Origin of the sequence: Virgibacillus sp. Bac332, assembly GCF_003667785.1 — a bacterium.
Lineage (GTDB): Bacteria > Bacillota > Bacilli > Bacillales > Amphibacillaceae > Virgibacillus > Virgibacillus salarius.
In genome coordinates, this window is record NZ_CP033046.1 from 1108915 (window position 1) to 1133432 (window position 24518).

The following is a 24518-nucleotide window of genomic DNA, read 5'->3' on the forward strand; positions in this document are numbered from 1 at the left end:
TCCAATTAATTTAAAAAAATATACATAAAAACTTAACATATGCCAAATAATAAGCGAAATAGACAAAATAAATTGTTGACATTAAAATTGATATCTTGTTATAATAAATAGTTTTATTTGACTATTGTACAAGTTTATGGTATGCTAAATCCAGTGAGGTGGAGTATAGTGGCGAAAACATTAATCGAAATAAAGCAAGGTCTTGAAGGTCATGTTGGTAAACGGTTAAAGCTTAGAGCGAACGGCGGCAGAAGGAAAACAATTGAGCGGTCGGGAATATTAGCAGAAACGTATCCTTCTGTGTTTATTGTTGAGCTTGACCAAGAAGAAAATGCATTCGAACGTGTTTCATACAGCTATGCAGACGTTTTAACAGAAACAGTGGAACTTAGTTTTACAGACGAACGTACCATTGCTTCCGTGCTTGAGCAGTAGCCCTTAGGTTTACTGCTTTTATTTTATAGATTTATAACTGAATTATCTGTAATTTTGATGAACTACTTAATACGAAGGTAGTTTGACTTTCCATTTAAATTTTTCCTTTTTTGTATACATATAACGCGAATTAAACAACGAATCTGCTACAAACTATAAATGTCGTAAGGTAAGACTCATCATACGAAGGGAGTTGTTCTTTCATGGCTAATCGACGTGGAATAATGTCAGACCATTTGAAAGAAGAAATCGCCAAAGAGTTAGGATTTTACGACACGGTGCAGCAGGAAGGTTGGGGCGGTATCAAGGCTAGAGATGCTGGTAATATGGTTAAGCGAGCCATTGAAATTGCTGAAGCAAACATGCAACAAAAAGGCAGATCCTAAAGGGTTTGCCTTTTTGTGTTTTGGCGGGACTTGTACCTGCTTGTAGTCGCCTCCAATTATGTAATATGTTACAATTTTAATATCTATCTACAAGAAGGGTGACGGGTGATGGTGCTTTATGAGAAAGCCCCTGCGAAGATTAACTTATCGCTTGATGTGTTAAGTAAGAGAGATGATGGTTATCACAACGTTGAAATGATTATGACGTCAATAGACTTGTCTGACCGTATCGAATTATTTGAATTGAATCAGGACAGAATAGAGATCTCGTTGGAAAGTAGATTTGTGCCAAGCGATGAACGGAACTTAGCGTATAAAGCTGCAGATGCAATTAAGCGGAAATACGGAATTCGTAGAGGGGTTCATATCAAAATTGAGAAAAGCATACCCGTTTCAGCAGGATTAGGAGGAGGGAGCACAGATGCTGCAGCTGTTCTAAGAGGTTTAAACAGGCTTTGGTCACTACATATACCGATGGATGAACTAGCAAATTTAGGCGCGACACTTGGAACAGATGTACCATTCTGTGTCTATGGTAAGACCGCGCTAGCTAGTGGGCGAGGAGAAGTGATTAATGCCCTACCAGCGCCTCCGCCATGCTGGGTCATTTTAGCCAAGCCAGACATAGGTGTGTCATCTAGAACCATTTTTCAGCGAATTATCGTGGATGAACTTGCTCATCAGCAAACACAAGGAGTGATCCAAGCGTTAAGAGCAAATGATTTTGAGCTGCTTTGCAGAAGTACAGGAAATAATTTAGAAGCAATTACTGTACAATTATACCCTGAAGTGCAACGGATCAAAGATGCAATGAGACAAGCAGGAGCCTCAGGTGTATTAATGAGCGGAAGTGGGCCTACTGTATATGGTCTAGTTGAGCAAGAAAGCAAGGCAAAAAGAATTTATAACGGTATGCGCGGATTTTGTGATGAAGTATATTTTGTACGTCTTTTAGGTTAAATATTGATAAAACACATATGATAATGGTATATTAAAGGGAAATATTCGGTTTTGAGGTGTAGTTATGAAAAGAAGTAATCGTTTAGTCGCGTTGACTAATTATTTTCTTGAGAATCCAAGATTGCATAAACAGTTACCTTATTTCGTAAATAGGTTAGAAACAACGAAGGCTTCCGTAAGCGAAGATATGGATATTATTGATGCTGTATTTCGTAATGAAGGATTGGGTTATTTGCAACGGACCACCGGAGCTGGTGGTGGTGTGAAGTATATCCCAGAGTATTTACATGAAAAGAGTGAAGCATTCATTCATGAAATGTGTCACCAGTTAGCGGATCCGGTACGAATTCTGCCTGGTGGTTACCTTTACATGAGTGACCTCTTAGGTAATCCGAAAACAGTAAGAGAAATAGGCCGGGTTTTTGCTTCTGCATTTTCGCAGATGGAAATTGATGTTGTTGTCACGGTTGCTACAAAAGGTATTCCTTTAGCCTACTCGGTGGCTTCTTTTCTTGACGTCCCTGTAGTAATTGTGCGAAGAGACCCCAAAGTAACCGAAGGGTCATCCGTTAGTATAAATTATGTATCTGGCTCCTCAAGAAAGATTCAAACAATGGTTCTTCCAAAACGGAGCTTGGAAGAAGGTGCAAATGTCTGCATTATTGATGATTTCATGAAGGCTGGTGGAACAATTACTGGAATGATTAACTTATTAGAAGAATTCAATGCTCAAGTGAAGGCAATAGGTGTATTGGCTGAGGCGGACGATGAAGAAGAAGAAAGGGTTGTAGAAAATTATACTTCCTTAATTAAAATATCAAATGTCGATCTTAAAGCTAAAAGCATTGAGGTTCATCCTGGTAATTTTGTAGAAATAGGCGGTCGTAAGTAAGGCAAAAACACCTGTTTTTTCCATCCATTTGAAAATATTTTATTTTTTTTAATAATTTAGCAGGATTTTAAATAGTTTTGTTGAACTAGATAATATAGATTCAAATGGGAAAAGGTGGTGATACATCATGGAAGTAACTGACGTTAGATTGCGCCGCGTTAATACGGAAGGAAGAATGCGAGCGATTGCATCGATTACTTTGGATCAAGAATTTGTAGTTCATGATATCCGTGTTATTGATGGGAATAATGGACTATTCGTTGCTATGCCATCCAAACGAACACCGGATGGGGAGTTTAGAGACATTGCACATCCTATAAATTCTGGGACACGTGCTAAGATTCAAGATGCTGTATTAGAAGAATACCATCGTGCAGGAGAAGCTGAAGTGGAGTATGAAGAAGCTGGAGCTTCCTAATATGCACACAATATTTGGGATGCAACTAGAGGTCTAATCTACATCAGGTTAGCCTTCTTTTTTTGTAGTCTAGAAAATTTTAAAAGTAGCCCATGTGGATAAATATGGACGTGTTGAGCCGCGTCCAGCTCCAGCGCCCAGAAACTAGGCAACTTCACGAATCGCCCTACGATAAGAAAACTCACCGTGATTCCTTTATCTCCGTTGACTCGCTCCAGTCGCTGCGTTTCTAATCGGAGGCTTGCGACTTTTGTTCTTTTGCAAGCGATTTAGTAATGTTTTTGTGTCTAAAAAAATATAATTTTATTTGCTAACTAGCGCAAAGCCTCCTTTTTCGGTCGAATCGTTTTTGTGCTTTTGTCTACTTGCTTATTAGAATGAATCGAATCGCTCTGTATTTTTCTTGAGACGTGCATAAAGGCGGTAAGTATGGAAAGTTTTACATTACCGAGGACCTTGTTTTATACGCTTTATCTATTGAAATGAAAAGGGTTTTAAGATAATATTCATTATGGATAAATCGAATTGATGGAGGTTTCCTTATGACGAAGCGATATGCTGTTGTTTTAGCAGCGGGTCAGGGTACGAGAATGAAATCTAAGCTATACAAAGTACTCCATCCCGTAGCAGGTCGTCCAATGGTAAAGCATGTCATTGATCAGATAAACACAGTGAAGCTAGATGAAATTGTTACAGTAGTAGGCTTTGGTGCAGATATGGTTAAAGAGCAAATTGGCGACGAAAGTAAATTTGTTATTCAAGAAGAGCAATTAGGAACGGGGCATGCAGTGCTCCAAGCAGAGGATTTATTAAAAGAAAATGAAGGAACAACACTAGTAGTTTGCGGAGATACCCCTTTAATAACGAGCGAAACGTATCAAGCACTATTTGACCATCATGAGCAGACAGGTGCTAAAGCAACTGTATTAACTGCAAAAGCTCCAAATCCATATGGCTATGGTAGAGTTATTCGCAATGCGGTTGATGAAGTAGAAAGAATCGTAGAACAAAAAGATGCCACCGAAAAAGAACTACTCGTTGATGAAATTAATACAGGTACATATTGTTTTGATAATCAAGCACTATTTCAGGCGCTGCAAAATGTGTCCAATGATAACGCACAAGGTGAATACTATTTACCGGATGTTATCGAAATCCTTCAAAAACAGGGTGATAAGGTCAGTGCATTTATGACAGCTAGTTTTGAGGAAACACTAGGAGTAAATGACCGTATAGCCTTAGCAGAAGCAGAAAAAACCATGAAACAACGCATTAATGAAAAGCACTTACGAAATGGCGTAGCGATAATCGATCCGGATAATACGTATATTGAACCAGATGTAGAGATAGAGCCGGATACCATCATCCATCCTGGAACGATATTAAGAGGTGATACGGTTATAAAAGGCAATGCAGAAATTGGACCACATTCAGAAGTTACGAATTGTTACGTGGGGAATGGGACTGTTATTAAACAAAGTGTTGCTAGTGATAGTAAGATTGGTAATCATGTCAAAATTGGGCCATTTGCACATATTCGTCCAGAAAGCTCCATAGGTGATCAAGCAAAAGTTGGAAATTTTGTAGAGATTAAGAAGACCGATTTAGCTGAGAAGAGTAAAGTATCACATTTAAGCTATATTGGTGACGCAAAAGTTGGCAGCAATGTCAATATTGGTTGTGGTACAATAACAGTAAACTATGATGGAAAGCATAAATATTTGACGACGATAGAAGATGATGCATTTATTGGATGTAATTCTAATCTAATTGCTCCAGTTACTGTCGGAAAAGGATCCTATGTGGCGGCTGGTTCAACAATTACTAAAGATGTACCGGAAGATTCTTTGTCTGTAGCTAGAGCTAGACAAACGAATAAAGAAGGATATGCGTCAAAAATTAAAAACAGACAAAAAGACTAACGGAGGGTTCTAACTCATGGCATCTACTTACAAAGATACATCTTTGAAAGTGTTCACATTAAATTCTAATCCTAAACTTGCTGAAGATATTGCGGAGCATATTGGTACAATGCTTGGTAAATGTACTGTATCTCGCTTTAGTGATGGTGAAATTCAGATCAACATCGAAGAAAGTGTACGTGGTTGTGATGTATACGTTGTACAATCTACATGTTCCCCGGTAAATCAGCATATTATGGAGTTATTAATTATGATTGACGCTTTGAAGCGAGCGTCTGCTAAATCCATAAATATAGTAATGCCATATTATGGATATGCTAGACAAGATCGTAAGGCTCGTTCTCGTGAACCGATTGCTGCTAAGCTTGTTGCAAATCTATTAGAAACGTCTGGTGCCGATCGTGTCATTACATTGGATTTACATGCTCCACAAATCCAAGGATTTTTTGATATCCCTATAGATCACCTACAAGGTGTTCCTATTCTGTCTGATTATTTTGAAGCGAAGAGCTTAGAAGATATTATTATTATGTCTCCAGATCACGGTGGAGTTACACGTGCTCGTAAAATGGCTGATCGACTAAAAGCGCCAATAGGTATTATTGATAAACGTAGACCTCGCCCTAACGTTGCCGAGGTTATGAATATCGTTGGTAATATTGAAGGCAAGACAGCTATTCTAATAGACGATATTATTGATACAGCAGGAACTATTACACTTGCTGCAAATGCATTGGTAGAAAATGGTGCTAAAGCGGTATATGCGTGTTGTACACATCCAGTATTATCTGGTCCAGCGATTGAACGTATTAATGACTCTAAAATCAAGGAACTTGTTATTACGAATTCGATTCCTTTACCAGAGGACAAGCAGCTTAATAAAATTACTCAGTTATCGGTTGCGCCGTTAATTGGCGAGGCAATTATTCGTGTCCACGAATTGCAATCAGTAAGTATCTTATTCGATTAAATGTTTAGATATTGCATTTAATGGGTATTCTCTATATGAATGTTTTTTTATAGACAACTGCATGAATTACACAGACAAAGTAGAAAAGAAGAAAGGGCTTATAACTAAAAGCCTAGGATTTTTCTAATAACTTGGAGGGTGATGTACGTGGCAGTTAAATTAGAAGCAACATTACGAGAGGATCTTACTAAATCGGCAACAAAGGAAATACGAAATAGTGGTAGAGTACCAGCTGTTATCTACGGAAAAGAAAAGGATTCGGAATCCATATCTGTAGATAGCATTGAATTAATAAAGACGGTTCGAGATGAAGGGAAAAATGCTATTATTACGCTAAATGTGGAAAACAATAAATCGGTAGATGTTATGTTACACGATTACCAAATTGATCCATTGAAGGACGAGCTAATTCATGCAGACTTTTATATTGTTAATATGGCTGAAGAGATGGATGTTGAGGTTGCGCTTCGTTTAGAAGGTGAAGCTCAAGGGACAAAAGATGGTGGCGTACTTCAACAGCCAATGTATGAGTTACAAGTTCGAGCAAAACCTGGAAATATTCCAGAGGAAATTATCGTGGATATTACAGACCTTAAGATTGGAGATAGCATATCTGTCTCGGATATAACGATTAAAGGAAATTACGAAGTACTTGAAGATAGTGACACTACGATTGCAACGGTATTGGCTCCTGACACATTGGAAGATGTGGAAGAGGCTCCAGATGAGAATGCTGAGCCTAAATTAGTAGGTGCTGAAGATGATGCAGATGCAAAAAAGGAATAAAGCAACCATTCCATCATTGATGGTTTTACTTCCCGTTCATATGGGATAAACATGTAAATTATATAACAATGAGTGACTCCCTCCTGTACAGGAGGGTTTGTTGTATTGTATGATACTTTCTAGGAAAGATTTTCTGATAAAGGAAGTAAGCAAATGAAATGTATAATTGGATTAGGTAACCCTGGTAAGAAATATAATGGTACTAGGCATAATGTTGGGTTCATGGTCATTGATGAATTACTTCATCGTCATTCATGGAAGTTGAATAAGTCCAAGTATAAGGGTGATTATACGATTGTTCACTTGGACGGAGAAAAGGTATTGCTCCTAGAACCACAGACCTTTATGAACCTATCCGGCGATGCTGTTAGACCATTAATGGATTATTATGATATAAAACTAGAAGATATATTAATTATCTATGATGATTTAGATTTACCTGTTGGGAAAATCCGGTTACGTCAAAAAGGCGGACATGGCGGACATAATGGTATTCGTTCCATTATCGATCATTTAGGTACAAAAGATTTTAAACGGATCAGAATAGGTGTAGGAAGGCCAACGTCTTCTGTTTCAGTTGTAGATTATGTTCTTAGTAATTTTTCAAAGGGAGAATCAGAAGCTGTATCTGACAGTATTGGAAGAGCCGCGGATGCATGTGAAGCATGGCTAAGCGCCTCGTTTTCGCAGGTAATGAATGAATATAATCAATGATGCTTTCATAGGATAGGATACATACATTCATATAGCAACGGGAGCTTTTATTTATTGTATAAGATAAGCGTTTTTCGGATAAACTTTTAATATGAGTTGAAAGTTATTCGAGGAGGTTCCCAGTTTGTCTATTGTGTATACTTGCAAACACTGCGGTCAGGAAATAGGAAGACTGAAACAGCAGGTAGTTGATACATCTATGCTGGGTTTGGATCAATTGACAGCAAAGGAAAAAGAAGAGATGATCACATATAAGTCAAATGGTGATGTGCAGATTGAAGCTATTTGTGAAAATTGTGAAGATGCCTTAGGACATCATCCACATTACCATGAGCTAGATTTTTTTATTCAGTAATATAACCAGCAAAGGCTTTGGTGTAATAACCAAGGCATTTTTGCGCTTCTTTCACAGATATAGTTATTGAGGCTTTGATCGTTTCTTTTAGTTTGAAAGAGAATGATAGAAAAGGATTTGGTCCATAGGGTGTATTTGTCCATATTATCGTGGATAACTCACTTTGACTTTATCAGCTATGAAAGATGTAGAATGTCATGTAAGAATGAATATTAGGATAGGTTAAAGGTAAGTAAGCCAATGCGCTTTTAGCACACCCTATGTACGTGGAGGTTTAGTAATGAAAGGTATTCAAAATTATTTACAATCAAAAGATGATATAAAATCGATTATACATGGAATTTCTAGTGGAATGGAAGAGCAACTTGTTGCCGGTCTGTCTGGCTCGGCGAGAAGTCTATTGGTTTCTATCATTCATACTTCAATTCATAAACCGGTATTATTAGTTACACATCAATTAGTTCAAGCGCAACAGTTATATGATGACCTCACAGCTTTTATGGGAGATGATGATGTGCATCTCTATCCGGTGAATGAATTAATTGCTTCAGAGATTGCAATAGCAAGTCCTGAATTACGTAGTCAGAGAATTGAATCCTTAACCGCTTGGACGAAGAAGAAATCTGGTATATTAATTGCTCCTGTTGCTGCTTTGAAGCGTATACTACCTCCGCCAGAATATTGGAGTAATTATCAGCTGCCATTTACAGTTGGGGAGGATATTGATGTAGAACAATATCTTAATTCGATGGTAGATATGGATTATGAACGAGTATCGATGGTAACAACTCCTGGAGAATTTAGCAGGCGTGGTGGAATTATTGATATTTACCCAATAACCGAACAACATCCAATTCGAATTGAGTTGTTTGATGAAGAAATCGATTCTATTCGATATTTTGATGCAGATACCCAACGTTCACTGGATAAATTACAGGAAATAATAATTGGACCGGCAACAGAGCTACTTTTATCACAATCTGATATCCATGCTGGAGGGGAGCGTCTTGAGGAAGCGCTTTCCAAAACGTTGAAATCGTTGAAATCTAAAGAGTCAAAAGAAAAACTATTAGAGGTCATGGAGAGGGATATTGAGCGCTTAAAGAACTTAGAGCACTTTCCGGAAATGTATAAATACATCGGCTATCTTTACAAAAACCCTGCTAGTTTACTAGATTATATGCCGAGTGATGGACAAATCATACTTGATGAGATGAGCCGTATACAGGAGACAGCGGTGCACCTGGATTCGGAGGAGGCTGATTGGTACAGTAGTTTGTTGGAGTCCAATCAGATGGTGAAGGACAGTATATTTTCATTCGATTGGCATACGATTTGGTCAAATATGAAGCAGCCACGTTTATATATGTCCGTATTTTTACGCCATATTCCAAACACACAACCGCAAAATATTATTAATTTGTCTTCAAGACCTATGCAAGAATTTCATGGGCAAATGCATTTATTTAAAAATGAGTTAAAGCGCTGGGAAAAAGGTGAGTATTCGGTTGTCGTATTAGCTCCCGATTCTAAGCGTGCAGAAAAAATTCATTCCATTTTCATGGATTATGATATCGATGTGGGGTTAGCCAGTGATTTACAGCTTCCTGTAGACAAACCTACAATAGCTACAGGGAATATTACGAGTGGTATTGAGTTACCGATGCATAAATTGGTGCTTATTACAGAACAGGAATTATTTAAAAAGCGTACCAAGCGAGCTCGAAAACAGCAAAAAATTTCGAATGCCGAACGAATCAAGAATTATCAGGAGTTAAAGGTTGGCGATTATGTTGTTCATGCGAACCATGGAATTGGGAAATATTTAGGCATTGAAACGTTGCAAGTAAATGATCTTCATAAGGATTATATGCTTATCAAGTATTCTGGTGATGATAAGCTTTTTGTGCCAATAGATCAAATTGATCAAGTTCAAAAGTTTGTTGGTTCAGAAGGAAAAGAGCCGAAGCTGTATAAACTAGGCGGCAGTGAATGGACAAAGGTAAAGCGAAAAGTACAGTCCTCTGTTGAAGACATTGCAGATGATCTTATTAAGCTTTATGCAGAAAGAGAAGCGAAGAAGGGTTACGCATTTTCTGAGGATACTGAAATGCAGCGTGAATTTGAAGCGTCTTTTCCGTATCAAGAAACAGAAGATCAACTTCGTTGTATTGAAGAGATTAAACAAGATATGGAAAGAGAACGTCCAATGGACCGACTGCTTTGTGGTGATGTAGGGTATGGAAAAACAGAAGTAGCAATTCGTGCAGCTTTTAAAGCGATCGCGGATGGTAAACAAGTTGCTATTCTAGTTCCAACAACGATTTTGGCCCAGCAGCACTTTGAAACAATTCGCGAGCGTTTTCAGGATCATGCTATAACGATAGGGTTATTAAGTAGGTTTCGAACACGAAAGCAACAAAAAGAAACGATTGATGGATTAAGGAAAGGAACCGTGGACATCGTTATTGGTACACACCGTGTTTTATCTAAGGATGTACAATATAGTGATTTAGGCCTGTTGATTGTTGATGAAGAACAACGATTTGGTGTTAAACATAAGGAAAAAATTAAACAATTAAAAACAAATGTGGATGTGCTTACACTAACGGCTACACCTATTCCTAGGACATTGCATATGTCGATGCTAGGGGTACGGGATTTATCGGTAATCGAAACCCCACCAGAAAATCGTTTCCCAATTCAGACGTATGTAATGGAGTATAATCCAATTTTTATGCGTGAGGCAATTGAACGAGAGATGGCCCGTGGTGGTCAGGTCTTCTTCTTGTATAACCGGGTAGAGAACATAGATAAAGTAGCAAGAGACCTTGGTATGCTTGTTGACGCAAGAATTGCTGTAGCTCATGGTCAGATGAACGAATCGGAACTGGAAAATATTATTTTCGCTTTCTTAGAAGGTGAATACGATGTGCTTGTAAGTACAACCATTATCGAAACGGGAGTAGATATTCCGAATGTAAATACATTAATCGTAAATGATGCCGATCGCATGGGATTAAGTCAACTGTATCAACTAAGAGGTCGTGTAGGACGATCAAATCGAATTGCTTATGCGTACTTTACGTATAAGAAGGATAAGGTATTAACAGAGGTTGCTGAGAAACGATTACAGGCGATTAAGGAGTTTACTGAACTTGGGTCAGGTTTTAAAATTGCTATGCGGGACTTATCTATCCGTGGAGCGGGTAATCTCCTTGGTGCACAACAGCATGGATTTATTGATTCTGTAGGCTTTGATATGTATTCGCAAATGTTAAAAGACGCCATTGATGCGCGTAAAGAAGGAAAAGAAATTGAAGAAATCACACCATTTGACACGGAGTTGGCATTGAGCATTGATGCATATATTCCTGATACGTATATTAAGGACGAGAAGCAAAAAATCGAAATATATAAACAATTTCAGTCTATTGCTTCTACAAATGACGTAGAAGATTTACGAGATGAATTGATAGATCGATTTGGCGATTATCCAGAAGAAGTAGAGCATTTATTCACAGTAACTGTACTGAAGATGGTTGCAAAGAAAGAACGTGTGGCTTCACTTAGTGAGAAAGGGAATAAAATTGAAATGCTCGTTGATGAAAATCGAAGTCAACAAATTGATGGTGCTAAATTATTTGAAATTGCTAATACATTTGGCCGTGGTGTTCAATTGGGAACAGAAAACAATAAATTGAAGATCGTGTTTAAATATACAAGGGATAACAAGCACCAACGATATGAGATTGTTGAAGATTTTATAGGTAAATTAACTAAAGCGAATCGAGATGCGTAAAATTTTGGTACTTCATGTATAGATATCCTGCTTTGCATCATACTAAAAACACACCTGGTGATTTTTACACGAAGAGATAAGATTTACTAGTGTAAAAACGAGCAGTAATCATCATTAGAAAGTGAGGCTACTTAGTATGAAAGCAACAGGAATTGTCCGTCGTATTGATGATTTAGGAAGAGTAGTAATTCCAAAAGAAATCAGAAGGACGCTACGAATTAGAGAAGGAGATCCACTAGAAATTTTTGTGGATAGAGAAGGAGAAGTAATTCTTAAAAAATATTCTCCAATTAATGAGTTAGGGCATTTTGCGAAAGAATATGCAGAAGCTTTGTTTGATTCGCTTCAGTCACCCGTAATTATTTCAGATCGTGATGAAGTCATTGCAGTTGCGGGGGAGTCAAAGAAAGATTATTTAAACAAAAACATTGGTGCTCAGTTAGCGAAGATCATTGAAAATCGTACGCAAGTATTTGAAAAAGAAGCGAAGCAGCTAGAAGTAACAGATGGTAATGAGCAAGAGTTGAATTCTTATTGTGTTAGTCCAATTATTGCCAACGGTGACGCAATTGGCTGTGTAATGGTGTTTTCCAAAGAAGGGGATGCATTTAGTAAGGTTGAGCAAAAAGCTGTAGAAACAGCTGCAAGCTTCTTAGCTAAGCAAATGGAATAATACTTCATAAAGGATTTGGAGCGTATTCTATATTTTGTAATAGCTTGTTAAAATAGCTGGATCCTATATCTAGTAGGGAAACGTATTTCTTGATTGAAAAAGCAAGCCATCTAGCCAACGTATATTCTTTGGTAGATGGCTTTTTTTATAAGTTAAGAAAGTATAAAATCAGCGCAATGACTGCTTTAAGCCAAGTAGTTATTTTGAAATGTTTGATGTATATTGGCAATGCTCCGACTAATTACTTCGCTTTCGGCGGGCACGGCCTCAACTAACTTTGCAAAGAAGAACACGTTGCAAAGTGGATTTTCGGCTCGCGCTAATCCCGCAGGAGTCTACGTAATTAGTCTCCGCTATGAGAAGGTGCAACAATTCTTGTCATAAGAAATAGGTTGACTTTTTTTACAATGGGTAAAGTGAAAATCGCTATTCGTGAGTATAATAACAGCTGTGTTACTTCATGCTAGCGTTGTAGAGCCTGATAATAGCGAAGGCCGGCCACTTCAACTCCTGTGGGAAATGTTTGACCTGAAGATCCACTTTTTTGAGCGGGTTTTGCTAAAAAAGTTAGCTGAAGGACAAACCCCACGGAAAGGGAAGTGGGCAGCCGGAGTGGTGGTCAAGCAGTAGCTATTATTCCATAATAGCTACTAGAGGAAGCGTAAATCTGAGCATTTAGTGATAAGGCTGAGCGAATTTTGCTCAGTTTTTCTTATAGTTATATAGTAGCATATTTAGAATGCAAATGTTTGGTATTGAACTATGCTATAATGATGTATAAAGTGTAGGATTAAAGGAAGTAAATCATGAATGGAAATGAAACAAACCAGCTAGTAAAGGGAGCTTTCCTGCTTACATTGGCTGGATTAATTAGTAAATTATTGAGCGCTGGTTATCGAATTCCTTTGCAAAATCTTACAGGGGATATCGGTTTTTATGTATACCAGCAAGTATATCCGATATTAGGTATTATTTTTGTATTATCATTTTATGGGTTCCCATCAGCTATTTCTAAAATGGCAGTAGAATTAAAAGCACAAGGTAAAGGTCTTTCGCTTAAAAGCTTCTATCTTCCAATTGGTTTCATTTTATTACTTATAAGTGGTTCATTGTTTTTATTTTTGTTTTTTAATGCATCCTATATTTCGGAGTGGATAGGTGATGAAAAACTTACCTCGATCTATCAATTAGCTGCGTTTACTTGCTTATTCGTTCCCTTTTCGGCATTGCTTCGAGGTGTGTTTCAGGGTACATATGTAATGAAACCAACAGCTTATTCACAGGTTGCTGAACAACTGATACGTGTAGCAATTATTATTGCTACGGCGATATTAATTAGTATGAATGATTATCCGCTTTATCACATTGGGAAAGCCGCTGTATTTGCATCCATATTAGGTGCAGGGACTGCGATTATTGTCCTTAGTGTATTCTTTTGGAGGAAAAAGCCCTATACAAATCAGGAATTTAACATCCCTTGGAATTATTACGTGCGGACCATTCTTATATTAGGTGTTGCAGCAGCGTTAAATCATATGGTCTTATTAGTTATTCAATTTGCCGATACATTCACAGTTATTCCAAGTCTACTAAAGGCTGGTTTATCGAAAGAAGCAGCAATGGAGGCGAAGGGTATCTTTGACCGTGGACAACCATTAATCCAGCTTGGAACTATACTTGGTTCATCCTTTGCGTTAGCTTTAATTCCTACTATATCAAAGAAAAAGCTAAAACATGATCCAATTACCTTTTATAGTTATATACGTGGTGCTTTATTATTTAGTATCTATCTAGCTGTTGGAGCAACGATTGGGTTGATCACTATTTTTCCTGAAGTAAATCGGCTACTTTTTCAGGATAACCAGAGTACAGGAAATTTGCAGCTATTAATGATTTCCATATTACTAAGCTCAATTTCTATAACAGCGGCAGCGGTTTTGCAAGGTCTTGGCTTTATAAAGCGCATTGCTGGGTTTATTCTTATAGCTTTTTTTGTCAAATGGATAGCTAATCAAGTGCTGATCCCTTGGCTGGGAATAACAGGTAGTGCGGTGGCAACGATTATCTCCTTACTTGTGTTATGTATGATTGTATTACGAGAGCTAAGAAGGAAGCTTCCCCATTTAAACCTTTTGAAATCTCTTCAGTGGCGTCCGCTATTTGTAGCTATTAGTGCGATGGCATTGTTTGTCTTATGTGGTCATTTTATTATCCTGCCTTGGCTAAATATATCTCGTATCGGCTTGTTGGTATATGTCGTTTTTATCTCAATTATGGGGGCAGCTCTATATGGCTATTGTTTAATAAAGTTACGAGCATTTTCTGAGCAGGAACTACGAATGCTACCGTTTCGTACGTTCTTGATGAAACTACAAAGCAGGAGGAAATAATATGAATAAAATTGAAATTATAGGATTGGGAGCGGGCGATCTGGAGCAGCTTTCATTTGGTATATATAAAAAGCTATCACATGCGAAAGAAGCGGTCTATACACGGACTTTAGACCATCCAGCTGTCAAAGCTTTGCAAGAAGAAGGCGTACGTTTTCTTTCTTTTGATAGTATTTATGAAGCGGAAAGTCAATTTGATAATGTTTATTCAAGTATTGTAAGCCTTCTTTTACAGAAAGCAGCGAAGCAGAATGTTATCTATACAGTTCCTGGACATCCAATGCTTGCAGAAAAGACGGTTCAATTATTACTCCAACAACAGGAAGTAGAGGTTGAAATTGTAGGCGGACATAGCTATTTGGATGATCTATTTACTGCACTGCAAATCGATCCAATTGAAGGTTTTCAGTTCATAGATGGTACATCATTTGAACGAGATCAATTGAATTATCGAAATCACCTTATTTTCTGTCAGGTGTATGATCGTTTTATTGCTTCCGATGTTAAACTAACATTACTAGAAGACTTACCAGCTGATTATCCTATTACAATTGTTGAAGCTGCCGGCAGTAAAGATGAAGCCAAAAAAACTATTTCTTTAGAGGAACTGGATCATGCAATGGATATAAGTAATTTAACAAGTATTTATATTCCGCCAGCACCGGATAATGTTCTTCATCATAGCTTTGAACAACTACGTAAGGTTATTCGAATATTGCGTAGCCCGGAAGGTTGTCCGTGGGATAAAGAACAGACACATGAAACATTACGTGAGTATGCCATTGAAGAGGTCTATGAGCTACTGGATGCTATTGATCAAGCGGATGATGAAGGAATTGTTGAGGAGCTTGGAGATGTGTTACTCCAAGTCATGCTCCATAGTCAAATTGGTGAAGATGATGGCTATTTTACAGTAGATGACGTTATTCGATCGATTACGAATAAAATGATACATCGACATCCTCATGTGTTTAAGGATGCTACGGTAGATACAGTAGATGAAGTGTACAAAAATTGGGACGAGCTGAAGCAGGAAGAGAAAGGGAATGTGCGTAAATCTATATTGGATGGTGTAGCAAAACAACTTCCGTCACTGGCGAAGGCTTATCAACTCCAAAAGAAAGCCGCGAAGGTAGGGTTTGATTGGGAAAACTCGGTAGATATTTGGGCTAAACTTGATGAGGAGTTAAACGAATTTAAAGAAGCGGTGCAAAAGAATGAAAATGTAGAAATGGAAAAAGAGTTTGGAGATATTCTATTTGTACTTGCGAACCTATCTAGGTACTATAAAATTAATCCAGAGGTAGCGCTAAATCGTACAAATGCAAAATTTCAATCTCGCTTTTCCTATATTGAGCAACAATTAGAGAAAAGACAAATCGATATTCAGCATGCAACTTTAGAAGAAATGGATGCATTATGGGACAAGGCGAAAGAAGGGGAGTAAAATTCAATGAGATTAGATAAATTCTTAAAGGTTTCTCGATTAATCAAACGGCGAACATTAGCTAAAGAAGTAGCGGACCAAGGAAGAATTACGATTAACGGTAACCAAGCAAAGGCATCATCAACAGTTACAGCTGGAGATGAGCTTACCATTAAATTTGGTCAGAAACTTGTAACGATTAAGATCAATAATTTGAAAGAAACTGTTAGAAAAGAAGAAGCAGAAACATTGTATACCGTTTTAAAAGAAGAGAAATTAAATAATTAGGTTACACAGTTCTATACTTGTCCCTCCTTTCATAAAGTAATAATGATAAGGAGGGCTATTACGATGAATTATTATGAGAATAAGGAAAATATAACACGTGTGCAAACGGATCATTCTGTAAAAGTTAATAATCGAAAAAATTTAGAAATAACAGGTGTCAAAGAAGTAGATAGCTTTGATAACGAGGAGTTTCTATTGGAGACAGTTATGGGTTATCTGATTGTCCGCGGGCAAAATTTACATCTAAAAAACCTTGATGTAAATGAAGGGTTAGTAACCATAAAAGGAAAAATATATGAGCTTTCCTATGTAGATGAGCAGCAGGAGAAAGCTAAAGGGTTCTTTAGCAAGTTATTTAAATGAGCTTAAGTACGCAATTCCTCACAATGATTACTATGATTACAGGCGGATTTTATCTTGGTTTAATTCAGGATACATTTCGTCGATTTACACCATATTGGAAAAATAGAAGAATCCTGACTTATGTTATGGAAATTTGCTTTTGGTTAATGCAGACAATGCTATTATTTTATGTTTTATTCCGGGTAAATGGTGGTGAACTAAGGTTCTATATATTTGCTGCTTGTTTATTGGGGTTTGCCTTTTATCAGGTTGCTGCTGCAAACGTATATAGAAAAGTACTGGAGCAGATCATTCGTATTATTGCGGCAGTTTATCGATTTTTTGAAAATATAGTACAAGCTCTTATCATATCTCCAATTACGTGGATCGTGAAACTTATATATACCTTTATTGTTTGGCTATGTAAAGTTGTTGGTACGATTCTTCTTTTTATTTTAACTGTAATCATTACGCCAATTAAGTGGATAATTCAAGCTATATACGGACTATTGCCTAAAAAAGTTCAATTATTTCTTTTTAAAATAGCAGGATTTTATAGTAAAATGAAGAATATATGTATAAAAGTAGTGAAGTATGTTAGGTTTAAGAGGAGGTAACGAGCTTTGGCTTCAGACAAACAAACAGTAACGAGATTAGATTCTAATTATATGCAGCAATATGATGCTTACATAGAAAGGCAGAGACGGAAGAAGAAGCGTCTAATTCGCCGGCTTGTGTTATTTTCTCTGATTGCAGTAATAGCAATAGGGACCATGGCGACGTACCATTTTAAACAACGTGTACTTCATGCAGAAAAGACGGAAGAATATCAAGCCTTACAAAAGGAATTGACAAGCTTAGAAAAGCAAGAAGCCAATTTGCAAGAGGAAGTAGAGCTTTTAAATGATGAGGATTATGTATTGCAAATTGCTAGAACAAATTATTTCTTCTCTAAAGAGGGCGAATTAATTTTCAAACTTCCCGATGAGAAGCCATCATATTGACACACTTTTGTCTGCTTGGCTATAATATAGTAGTAAGCTAATGGTGCATCATTGTGATCATATATTAGTTTCTTAAAAATTCTAAGGAGGAGCATTTTTTTTATGTCAATTGAAGTAGGCAGCAAGCTGCAAGGAAAGGTAACTGGTATCACTAATTTCGGGGCCTTTGTAGAGCTTGAACAAGGTACTACTGGGCTTGTTCACATTAGTGAGGTTGCTGACAACTATGTGAAAGACATTAACGATCACCTTTCTGTTGGAGATGAAGTGAAGGTGAAAGTTATTAATGTCGAGAAGGACGGGAAGATTGGCTTGTCTATAAAAAAAGCAATAGATAAACCAAAACGTCAGCGAGATAACCGTGAACGGACGGAGTCTTTTGAGTCAAAAATGAATCGCTTCCTTAAGGATTCTGAGGACCGTCTTGCCTCTTTGAAGAAGCACACGGAATCCAAACGCGGGGGTCGAGGTGCTAAGAGAGGATAGCAGTTGCTGTCTATACAATAATGCTCTATATATAAATACGACAAAAAGAGAGGTTGGAACTTTTATGTTCCAACCTCTCTTTTTAATTGTTTAGGAAAATACCGGAAAATATAAAATTTGCCCATGTGGATCCATATGGGCGTGTTGAGTTGCAGCAGCTCCAGCGCCCAGAAACGAGGGCGACTTCACGAATTGCCCTAATCTAAGTCGTCATCGGCTCGCAAGCTCACCGTGATTCCTTTATCTTTGTTGACTCGCTCCAGTCGCTACGTTTCTAATCGGACGCTTACGCTTTTGTTCTGATTTTATAGTGTAAGGTAGACCGATATAACAAAAAAACCTGCTGCTTTGCTTATGCAACAGGTTTTACTAAATAATGGCGGCGGAGGGGATCGAACCCCCGACCTCACGGGTATGAACCGTACGCTCTCGCCAGCTGAGCTACACCGCCAAATAAGCCAACAGAAAATATAATACAGCAGGTTTAAGACTCTGTCAATAGCTTTCTTATAAGAAAATCGAAAGAATCACAGGCAATATAAGTAATTTAATTAAGAGCCCTGCCCAAATCGACTTACACAATAGAGAATACAAATAGTAAAGAATACGGTACTTTAATATTTAATAAGCTTGGTTTTTTACAAATAACTATCTCCGTTATGATAAAATGAAAAAGCATTGTACGATATAGGAAAGGATGAGGCTGAGACAAAACTAATGAAGAAACAATAAAAAACGAACAATGTTTAGTCGAAGTCAATTATCTTTTCGTTTTTTGGTTAGAATCATTCATTTAGCACCTGAAATAAGCGAGACTCCGGCGGGAACAACACGAGTCCGAAGATCCACTTGGTAACGTGTTTTTCTTTACCAAGTTAGCTTAGGCCGTGCCCACGGAAAGAGCGTATATCTTCACGGTGCGGCGATGATACTCCTATTGATAACATGATTATTCGTGTTTTGAGTAAAGAAGTTGTGTTTTGCCCCAGCCTCTTTCCATTATTAAACTGAACGGAGAAATGAGGTAACACTACGTTGAAGAAAGAAATAAGGAATAGACTAATAATTTTAATTGTACTTGCTTTTCTTCCTATCTTATTTCTAACTATTGATTATAAGCTAGATGTAGAAAATAACTATATAAATAGTTTGTTTTTTGTTATAGCAACTTTGATTGTAACAATGACAATATATGTCATTTTAAGCTTAATTATTAAAAAGTATCCTTCCCTATTTGAAAAAGGAATATGGAACAACCCCTTCCATACTTTAATGATAGGAACCCTTATTTTATTTGTTTTTATCCTAGTAGCTGTGTTGAGTGTAAATAATTTAGATTTCAGTCCAACGATGAATAAGGGATTAACATTTATAATGGCTTATCCTGTTGTCTTTGTTTTAATTTTAATGATAGATTCTTTTTATAAAGGTGTATTCAATATCGTAAGGGAAAGACGTTTATTTATCAGCTCTATATCGGTAGTTTTTATTCTAGCTATAATGATTTTATTTGGTTCATTAAGTAATATGTAACTAAAGCAATATCGTTTTTTCTATAATTATTAAGTGCGTTAATCTATCAAGTAAATTCAGTTAGACTTTATTTCAAGCCAGAAATAATAGGCCATTCATTTCTCAATGCTTTAATTAAATTCCAGTCTGACCACGATTTTCCTACGTAATCTATATCGTAACGATATCACCAACTACGTAATAAAACTCGAAAACTGCTTTATTTTTCGATAAATAGAGGATGTTTAGTTAGAAAGGTTCAGAATTCGCCAAAACTTTTTACATAAGGCAATAGGTGAAAATGCCTTCACTTGCTGGATAAAGTAATGGACGATTCAATACCTACTGGCATTCGTTTTTGTGCTGTTTTAATCCTTCCACACGCGTGTTCGTGTTGAAACCTGTTTGAAGAATAGAAAGTCGTCGAACGATTCTTATGAAACGCTCTCTTGTTTTGACAAAAATAGAAGGCATATTGTGATTTAATGATATGCACAAAGAGGGAGTGGTAGTTATGATGGATTCAATTTCAAGAATGGAACCGAAAGTATTGGGAGCAGAAAGATCAAAACAAATGGACAAGCTCCGAAACCGGCTATATGCAAAGATGAAAGGGGTATTGCTGGAAAGAGGATGGCTTTTTTATATGATCGGTTTTTTATTGGGACGAGCTGTGATTCTATCCGTTGTCTCTCCTTTTGCAGTTGCTTTTTTAGCTACAATTTGGCTTGTCCATAAGGAAAAAACATTAAAAACCATACTTGCTGTGCTATTGGGTGCTTTAAGCTATTCTGTAAATCATAGTATCTTTATCGCTCTGGCCATACTGGTTTTTGTCTTTATGGGTGGTTTATTTAAGCAGGCGAAGAATCAACAGATGCTTATCCCGTTATTTGTATTTTTATCTACGATAGCAACAAGGTTATTTCAGTATTCCATTAGTCAACAGCTATCTGCTTATGACTGGATGCTGGTTTTCGTAGAAGGAGTATTAGGAACCGTATTAGTATTAATTTTTATGCAGAGCATTCCATTATTATCACCAAAAAGATATAACCCCGCATTAAAGAATGAAGAGATCGTATGTATGATCATACTCATTGCCTCTATACTTACTGGTACGATTGGCTGGGAGTTTTATGGGGCTTCCTTCGAGCAGATATTCTCTCGCTATTTTGTGCTCATTTTAGCATATGTCGGTGGGGCCGCGATTGGCTCAACAGTCGGCGTGGTTGCTGGACTCATCTTGTCTCTAGCAAATGTAGCAAACCTTTATCAAATGAGCTTACTCGCTTTTTCAGGTCTCTTAGGAGGACTATTAAAAGAAGGTAGGAAACCAGGCGTTGCTGTTGGCCTATTTGTTGGAACGTTTTTAATTGGAATCTACGGCGATGCGAACCAGTTAGTCCCATCGATCATCGAGTCATCCATTGCTATTTTAATCTTCTTGCTTACACCTGCTAGCTGGTTTAGAAAACTTTCAAGGTTCATACCTGGAACAGAAGAATATACGAATGAACAGGAACAATATTTACAAAAGGTGCGAAATGTAACCGCTAAACGTGTTGAACAATTTTCAGATGTTTTTCAAGCTTTGTCTAAGAGCTTTACCATCACAGATGGTCCAAGCGAAGATGATCAAGAGTCAAGAAGAGAAACCGATTACTTTTTAAGTCAAGTAACGGAGAAAACCTGTCAAAATTGCTTTATGAAGGAAAGGTGTTGGCAAAAACAATTTGATAAAACATATACATTAATGGAACAAATGAAAGAAGATATGGGGGAAAACGGAAAACCAAGCAGGAAAACAGCATGTGAGTTTGAAAATTATTGTGTGAAGCCTCAAAAAGTTGTTGATGTAATGAAGGAGGAGATGTCTTACTTTGAAGCCAATCAAAAATTAAAACAACAAGTATTAGAAAGTAAAAAACTTGTAGCTGATCAATTGCAAGGAGTTTCGGAGGTGATGGAGGATTTCGCAAAGGAAATATTAAAGGAACGGCAGCATCATGAACAACAAGAAATGCAGATTGTACATGCGTTGAAGCAAATGGGGATTGAACTGGAAAAGCTAGAAATTTATCGCTTAGATAAAGGAAACGTAGATATTGAAATGACATTAACCTTTTATGAATATCATGGTGAAGGTTCTAAACTGATTGCACCTGTATTGTCTGATATTTTGAAAGAGATTGTTGTTGTGAAACAGGAAGAAATTGCCCCATTTCCAAATGGGTATAGTTATTTAGCGTTTGGTTCAGCAAGAGAATTTGTCGTTGAGACAGGTGCTGCTAATGCTGCGAAAGGTGGAGGGCTTGTATCTGGAGATAGTTATACAACCATAGAGCTTGGTGCAGGGAAATACGCTATGGCTATCAGTGATGGTATGGGCAATGGTTTAAGGGCTCAGGAGGAGAGCGTTGAGACATTAAGGTTGCTTCAACAAATTTTACAGACTGGAATACCAGAAAAAGTAGCGATTAAATCGATCAACTCAATTTTATCGCTACGATCTACAGATGAGATGTTTGCTACACTCGATTTGGCGGTAATTGACTTACACAATGCTTTCGTTCGCTTTTTAAAAATAGGCTCAACACCTAGCTTTATTAAACGGGGAGATCAATTAATTAAAGTGGAAGCTAGTAATCTCCCTATGGGGATTATTCAGGAGTTTGATGTAGATATTGTTAGTGAACAGTTAATGTCGGAAGATTTATTGATTATGATGAGTGATGGTATTTTTGATGGGCCAAAGCACGTGGAAAATACGGATGTATGGTTAAAACGAAAAATAAGAGAAATGAAGACCGACGATCCTCAGGAAATTGCTGATTTAGTTTTAGAAGAAGTTATTCGCACTAGGTCGGGAGAAATTGAGGATGATATGACCGTGGTAGTTGCTAAAGTAATGAAGAATATACCTAAATGGACTTCTGTACCAATTTATCATGATCAAGCTCAGTGAAGGATATAGTACGTATTTACCTTCCATCCTAACTAGACTATGTATAGATCACATAAAAAGTGGTGAAGATGGTATTAATAGTTGGGAGGTAGATGACGTTGAGAAAAGGTACACTGAAGCAAATCTTGTTAATTACAGATGGATGCTCAAACAAAGGAGAAGATCCTTCGGCTACAGCTTCTTTGGCTTATCAACAAGGAATCACTGTAAATGTAATTGGAATATTAGAGGATGAACAGAGCGAACAACCCGAAGGTTTAAAAGAAGTTGAAGACATTGCATTATCAGGTGGTGGTGTTAGCCAGCTTGTCTATAAACAAGCATTATCTCAGACAGTACAAACGGTGACTAAACAAGCGATGACCCAAACACTGCAAGGTTTTGTAAATAAAGAATTACAGCAGATTTTAGGACAGGATCAGTCACTAGAGGATCTTGAGCCGGAAAAGCGCGGAGAAATAATGGAAGTAGTAGAAGATATGGGGGAGACGTGTGATCTGGAAGTATTAGTATTAGTTGATACGAGTGCAAGTATGCATGATAAGCTTCCAACCGTTAAAGAAGCATTAATTGATCTATCTATTAGTTTAAACGCACGTATTGGTCGTAATCGCTTTGCAATTTTTAGTTTTCCTGGAAAACGAAAAGATATACAAAAGGTATTTGATTGGTCACCTGCTTTAGATTCTATCTCTACCATTTTTCCAAAACTAACAAGTGGTGGCATTACTCCTACAGGTCCTGCTATTCGAGAAGCAATGTATCAGTTTGGTAAGAAAAGCTTACTAAGGAGCTTTAGAGATGAAGATGAACCAGGAATGGAAGAAGCTTAATAGTGATATCCGCTCTGGAATGCATATCCAGGGGAAGTGGCATAAACAAACGTATGTTATCAAAAGAAAGCTTGGCGCTGGAGCCATTGGTTCTGTATACCTGTGTGAAGCAAACGGCAAATTAGCTGCATTGAAAATTAGTGATAAACGTTCTTCCATGACGGTTGAGGTTAATGTGCTCCGGTCACTCGGTAAGGTCCAAGGAAATCGTCTTGGACCTTCTTTATTGGATGTAGACGATTGGACGTCTCCAATAGGTACTAAATATTCATTTTATGTAATGGAATATTTGCAAGGTGAATCGATGGCCTCCTATATCCATCGCCATGGTAAGGAATGGGCCGGGGTTTTCATGGTACAGCTGTTGGAGGATCTCGAACAGCTTCATCAACAAGGATGGGTTTTCGGCGATTTAAAATTAGATAACCTATTAATCGTCTCCTCTCCGCCACGTGTGCGTTGGGTAGATGTTGGAGGAACAACACAAACAGGAAGAGCGATCAAAGAGTATACCGAGTTTTATGATCGTGGTTATTGGGAAATGGGATCAAGAAGAGCAGAACCAAGTTATGATTTATTTGCTTTTACGATGGCATTCATTCATGTCTATTATCCAAAACGTTTTGTCAAAGGTTCTCAACCGGAGAAGCTTCTATTTCGCAAGCTGGATGAAGCAAGAGGACTACGCCCATATCGGAATGTCTTAAAGAAGGCACTAGCAGGTAAATATGCTTCTAGTTCACAAATGAAAAGAGAGATGTTACAGGTAATTCATGATACGCAGAAAAAAAAGCAAAAAACTAGGAAGCAAATCCAACAAGAAAAAGAAGCTCCCTTTTTGCTAGAGGCCGGAGGTATTTCTATTCTAGCGGGAGCCTACTATTTAATTTCTTTGCTTTTTCAGTGATCCTAGTTGTGATAGGATAAAAGTAGAAATGTTGTGTTGGAGATGGACA

General features: G+C 37.5%; 24 protein-coding genes and 1 tRNA gene. 24 read left to right on the plus strand and 1 reads right to left on the minus strand.

Going from position 1 to position 24518, the window contains the following annotated elements; translation table 11 throughout:
* Positions 1-168: 168 nt before the first annotated feature.
* The 20 genes from veg (at position 169) to D9782_RS05320 (ending at position 18249) form a co-directional block, all read left to right on the plus strand.
* Positions 169-435 carry a biofilm formation stimulator Veg gene (veg, locus tag D9782_RS05225; protein ID WP_026680171.1) on the plus strand — a complete coding sequence of 89 codons (267 nt, stop codon included), beginning with the start codon at positions 169-171 and terminating at the stop codon, positions 433-435.
* 203 nt (positions 436-638) lie between these two features.
* On the plus strand, positions 639-821 hold the full coding sequence (locus D9782_RS05230) for a small, acid-soluble spore protein, alpha/beta type (protein ID WP_026680172.1): 183 nt from the start codon (positions 639-641) through the stop codon (positions 819-821).
* 108 nt (positions 822-929) lie between these two features.
* Positions 930-1781, plus strand: coding sequence for a 4-(cytidine 5'-diphospho)-2-C-methyl-D-erythritol kinase (gene ispE, locus D9782_RS05235; RefSeq protein WP_026680173.1), 852 nt, complete (start codon positions 930-932; stop codon positions 1779-1781).
* Positions 1782-1845: 64 nt separating this feature from the next.
* Complete coding sequence (purR, locus tag D9782_RS05240; RefSeq protein WP_026680174.1) at positions 1846-2673, plus strand: pur operon repressor; 828 nt, start codon at positions 1846-1848, stop codon at positions 2671-2673.
* Positions 2674-2800: 127 nt separating this feature from the next.
* Positions 2801-3091 carry a septation regulator SpoVG gene (gene spoVG / locus D9782_RS05245; protein ID WP_026680175.1) on the plus strand — a complete coding sequence of 97 codons (291 nt, stop codon included), beginning with the start codon at positions 2801-2803 and terminating at the stop codon, positions 3089-3091.
* Positions 3092-3633: 542 nt separating this feature from the next.
* Positions 3634-5013, plus strand: a complete 1380-nt coding sequence (gene glmU, locus D9782_RS05250; RefSeq protein ID WP_121604274.1) for a bifunctional UDP-N-acetylglucosamine diphosphorylase/glucosamine-1-phosphate N-acetyltransferase GlmU — start codon at positions 3634-3636, stop codon at positions 5011-5013.
* A 16-nt stretch (positions 5014-5029) separates the two neighbouring features.
* The gene (locus D9782_RS05255; RefSeq protein ID WP_026680177.1) at positions 5030-5983 is read left to right on the plus strand and encodes a ribose-phosphate diphosphokinase; all 954 of its coding nucleotides are present in this window, start codon (positions 5030-5032) and stop codon (positions 5981-5983) included.
* 147 nt (positions 5984-6130) lie between these two features.
* Positions 6131-6769 (plus strand): 50S ribosomal protein L25/general stress protein Ctc, encoded by a 639-nt coding sequence (locus D9782_RS05260; RefSeq protein WP_121604275.1) that lies wholly within the window; start codon positions 6131-6133, stop codon positions 6767-6769.
* A gap of 153 nt (positions 6770-6922) precedes the next feature.
* Entirely contained in the window at positions 6923-7483 is a 561-nt protein-coding gene (pth, locus tag D9782_RS05265) for an aminoacyl-tRNA hydrolase (protein WP_026680179.1), read from the plus strand.
* Positions 7484-7616: 133 nt separating this feature from the next.
* Complete coding sequence (locus D9782_RS05270; protein WP_308036030.1) at positions 7617-7838, plus strand: anti-sigma-F factor Fin; 222 nt, start codon at positions 7617-7619, stop codon at positions 7836-7838.
* Positions 7839-8118: 280 nt separating this feature from the next.
* Positions 8119-11640, plus strand: coding sequence for a transcription-repair coupling factor (gene mfd / locus D9782_RS05275; RefSeq protein WP_121604276.1), 3522 nt, complete (start codon positions 8119-8121; stop codon positions 11638-11640).
* 136 nt (positions 11641-11776) lie between these two features.
* Complete coding sequence (gene spoVT, locus D9782_RS05280; RefSeq protein ID WP_026680182.1) at positions 11777-12313, plus strand: stage V sporulation protein T; 537 nt, start codon at positions 11777-11779, stop codon at positions 12311-12313.
* 432 nt (positions 12314-12745) lie between these two features.
* Positions 12746-12943, plus strand: coding sequence for a hypothetical protein (locus D9782_RS05285; protein ID WP_121604277.1), 198 nt, complete (start codon positions 12746-12748; stop codon positions 12941-12943).
* Between the two features lie 176 nt (positions 12944-13119).
* The gene (locus D9782_RS05290) at positions 13120-14703 is read left to right on the plus strand and encodes a putative polysaccharide biosynthesis protein (RefSeq protein WP_121604278.1); all 1584 of its coding nucleotides are present in this window, start codon (positions 13120-13122) and stop codon (positions 14701-14703) included.
* A 1-nt stretch (position 14704) separates the two neighbouring features.
* Positions 14705-16150: a bifunctional methyltransferase/pyrophosphohydrolase YabN gene (mazG, locus tag D9782_RS05295; protein ID WP_121604279.1), complete on the plus strand. Its 1446-nt coding sequence runs from the start codon at positions 14705-14707 to the stop codon at positions 16148-16150.
* A gap of 6 nt (positions 16151-16156) precedes the next feature.
* Positions 16157-16417: an RNA-binding S4 domain-containing protein gene (locus D9782_RS05300; protein ID WP_026680185.1), complete on the plus strand. Its 261-nt coding sequence runs from the start codon at positions 16157-16159 to the stop codon at positions 16415-16417.
* Positions 16418-16480: 63 nt separating this feature from the next.
* The gene (yabP, locus tag D9782_RS05305) at positions 16481-16780 is read left to right on the plus strand and encodes a sporulation protein YabP (RefSeq protein ID WP_026680186.1); all 300 of its coding nucleotides are present in this window, start codon (positions 16481-16483) and stop codon (positions 16778-16780) included.
* Positions 16777-17376 (plus strand): spore cortex biosynthesis protein YabQ, encoded by a 600-nt coding sequence (yabQ, locus tag D9782_RS05310; RefSeq protein ID WP_026680187.1) that lies wholly within the window; start codon positions 16777-16779, stop codon positions 17374-17376. Before yabP ends, yabQ begins: the two co-directional genes overlap by 4 nt.
* Positions 17377-17427: 51 nt before the next feature.
* Complete coding sequence (locus D9782_RS05315; RefSeq protein ID WP_371414008.1) at positions 17428-17763, plus strand: FtsB family cell division protein; 336 nt, start codon at positions 17428-17430, stop codon at positions 17761-17763.
* A 102-nt stretch (positions 17764-17865) separates the two neighbouring features.
* A complete protein-coding gene (locus D9782_RS05320; protein WP_026680189.1) occupies positions 17866-18249 on the plus strand; it encodes a S1 domain-containing RNA-binding protein in 384 nt (127 codons plus the stop codon).
* A 377-nt stretch (positions 18250-18626) separates the two neighbouring features.
* On the opposite strand, the gene D9782_RS05325 is transcribed toward D9782_RS05320, so the two are convergent.
* A tRNA-Met gene (locus D9782_RS05325) sits at positions 18627-18700 on the minus strand.
* Positions 18701-19284: 584 nt separating this feature from the next.
* Between D9782_RS05325 and D9782_RS05330 the strand changes: the two genes are divergently transcribed.
* The 4 genes from D9782_RS05330 (at position 19285) to D9782_RS05345 (ending at position 24469) form a co-directional block, all read left to right on the plus strand.
* Entirely contained in the window at positions 19285-19782 is a 498-nt protein-coding gene (locus D9782_RS05330; protein ID WP_026680190.1) for a hypothetical protein, read from the plus strand.
* 493 nt (positions 19783-20275) lie between these two features.
* Complete coding sequence (gene spoIIE / locus D9782_RS05335) at positions 20276-22729, plus strand: stage II sporulation protein E (RefSeq protein ID WP_121604280.1); 2454 nt, start codon at positions 20276-20278, stop codon at positions 22727-22729.
* Between the two features lie 98 nt (positions 22730-22827).
* Positions 22828-23562: a VWA domain-containing protein gene (locus D9782_RS05340; protein ID WP_026680192.1), complete on the plus strand. Its 735-nt coding sequence runs from the start codon at positions 22828-22830 to the stop codon at positions 23560-23562.
* On the plus strand, positions 23531-24469 hold the full coding sequence (locus tag D9782_RS05345; RefSeq protein WP_026680193.1) for a protein kinase domain-containing protein: 939 nt from the start codon (positions 23531-23533) through the stop codon (positions 24467-24469). Before D9782_RS05340 ends, D9782_RS05345 begins: the two co-directional genes overlap by 32 nt.
* Positions 24470-24518: the final 49 nt, after the last annotated feature.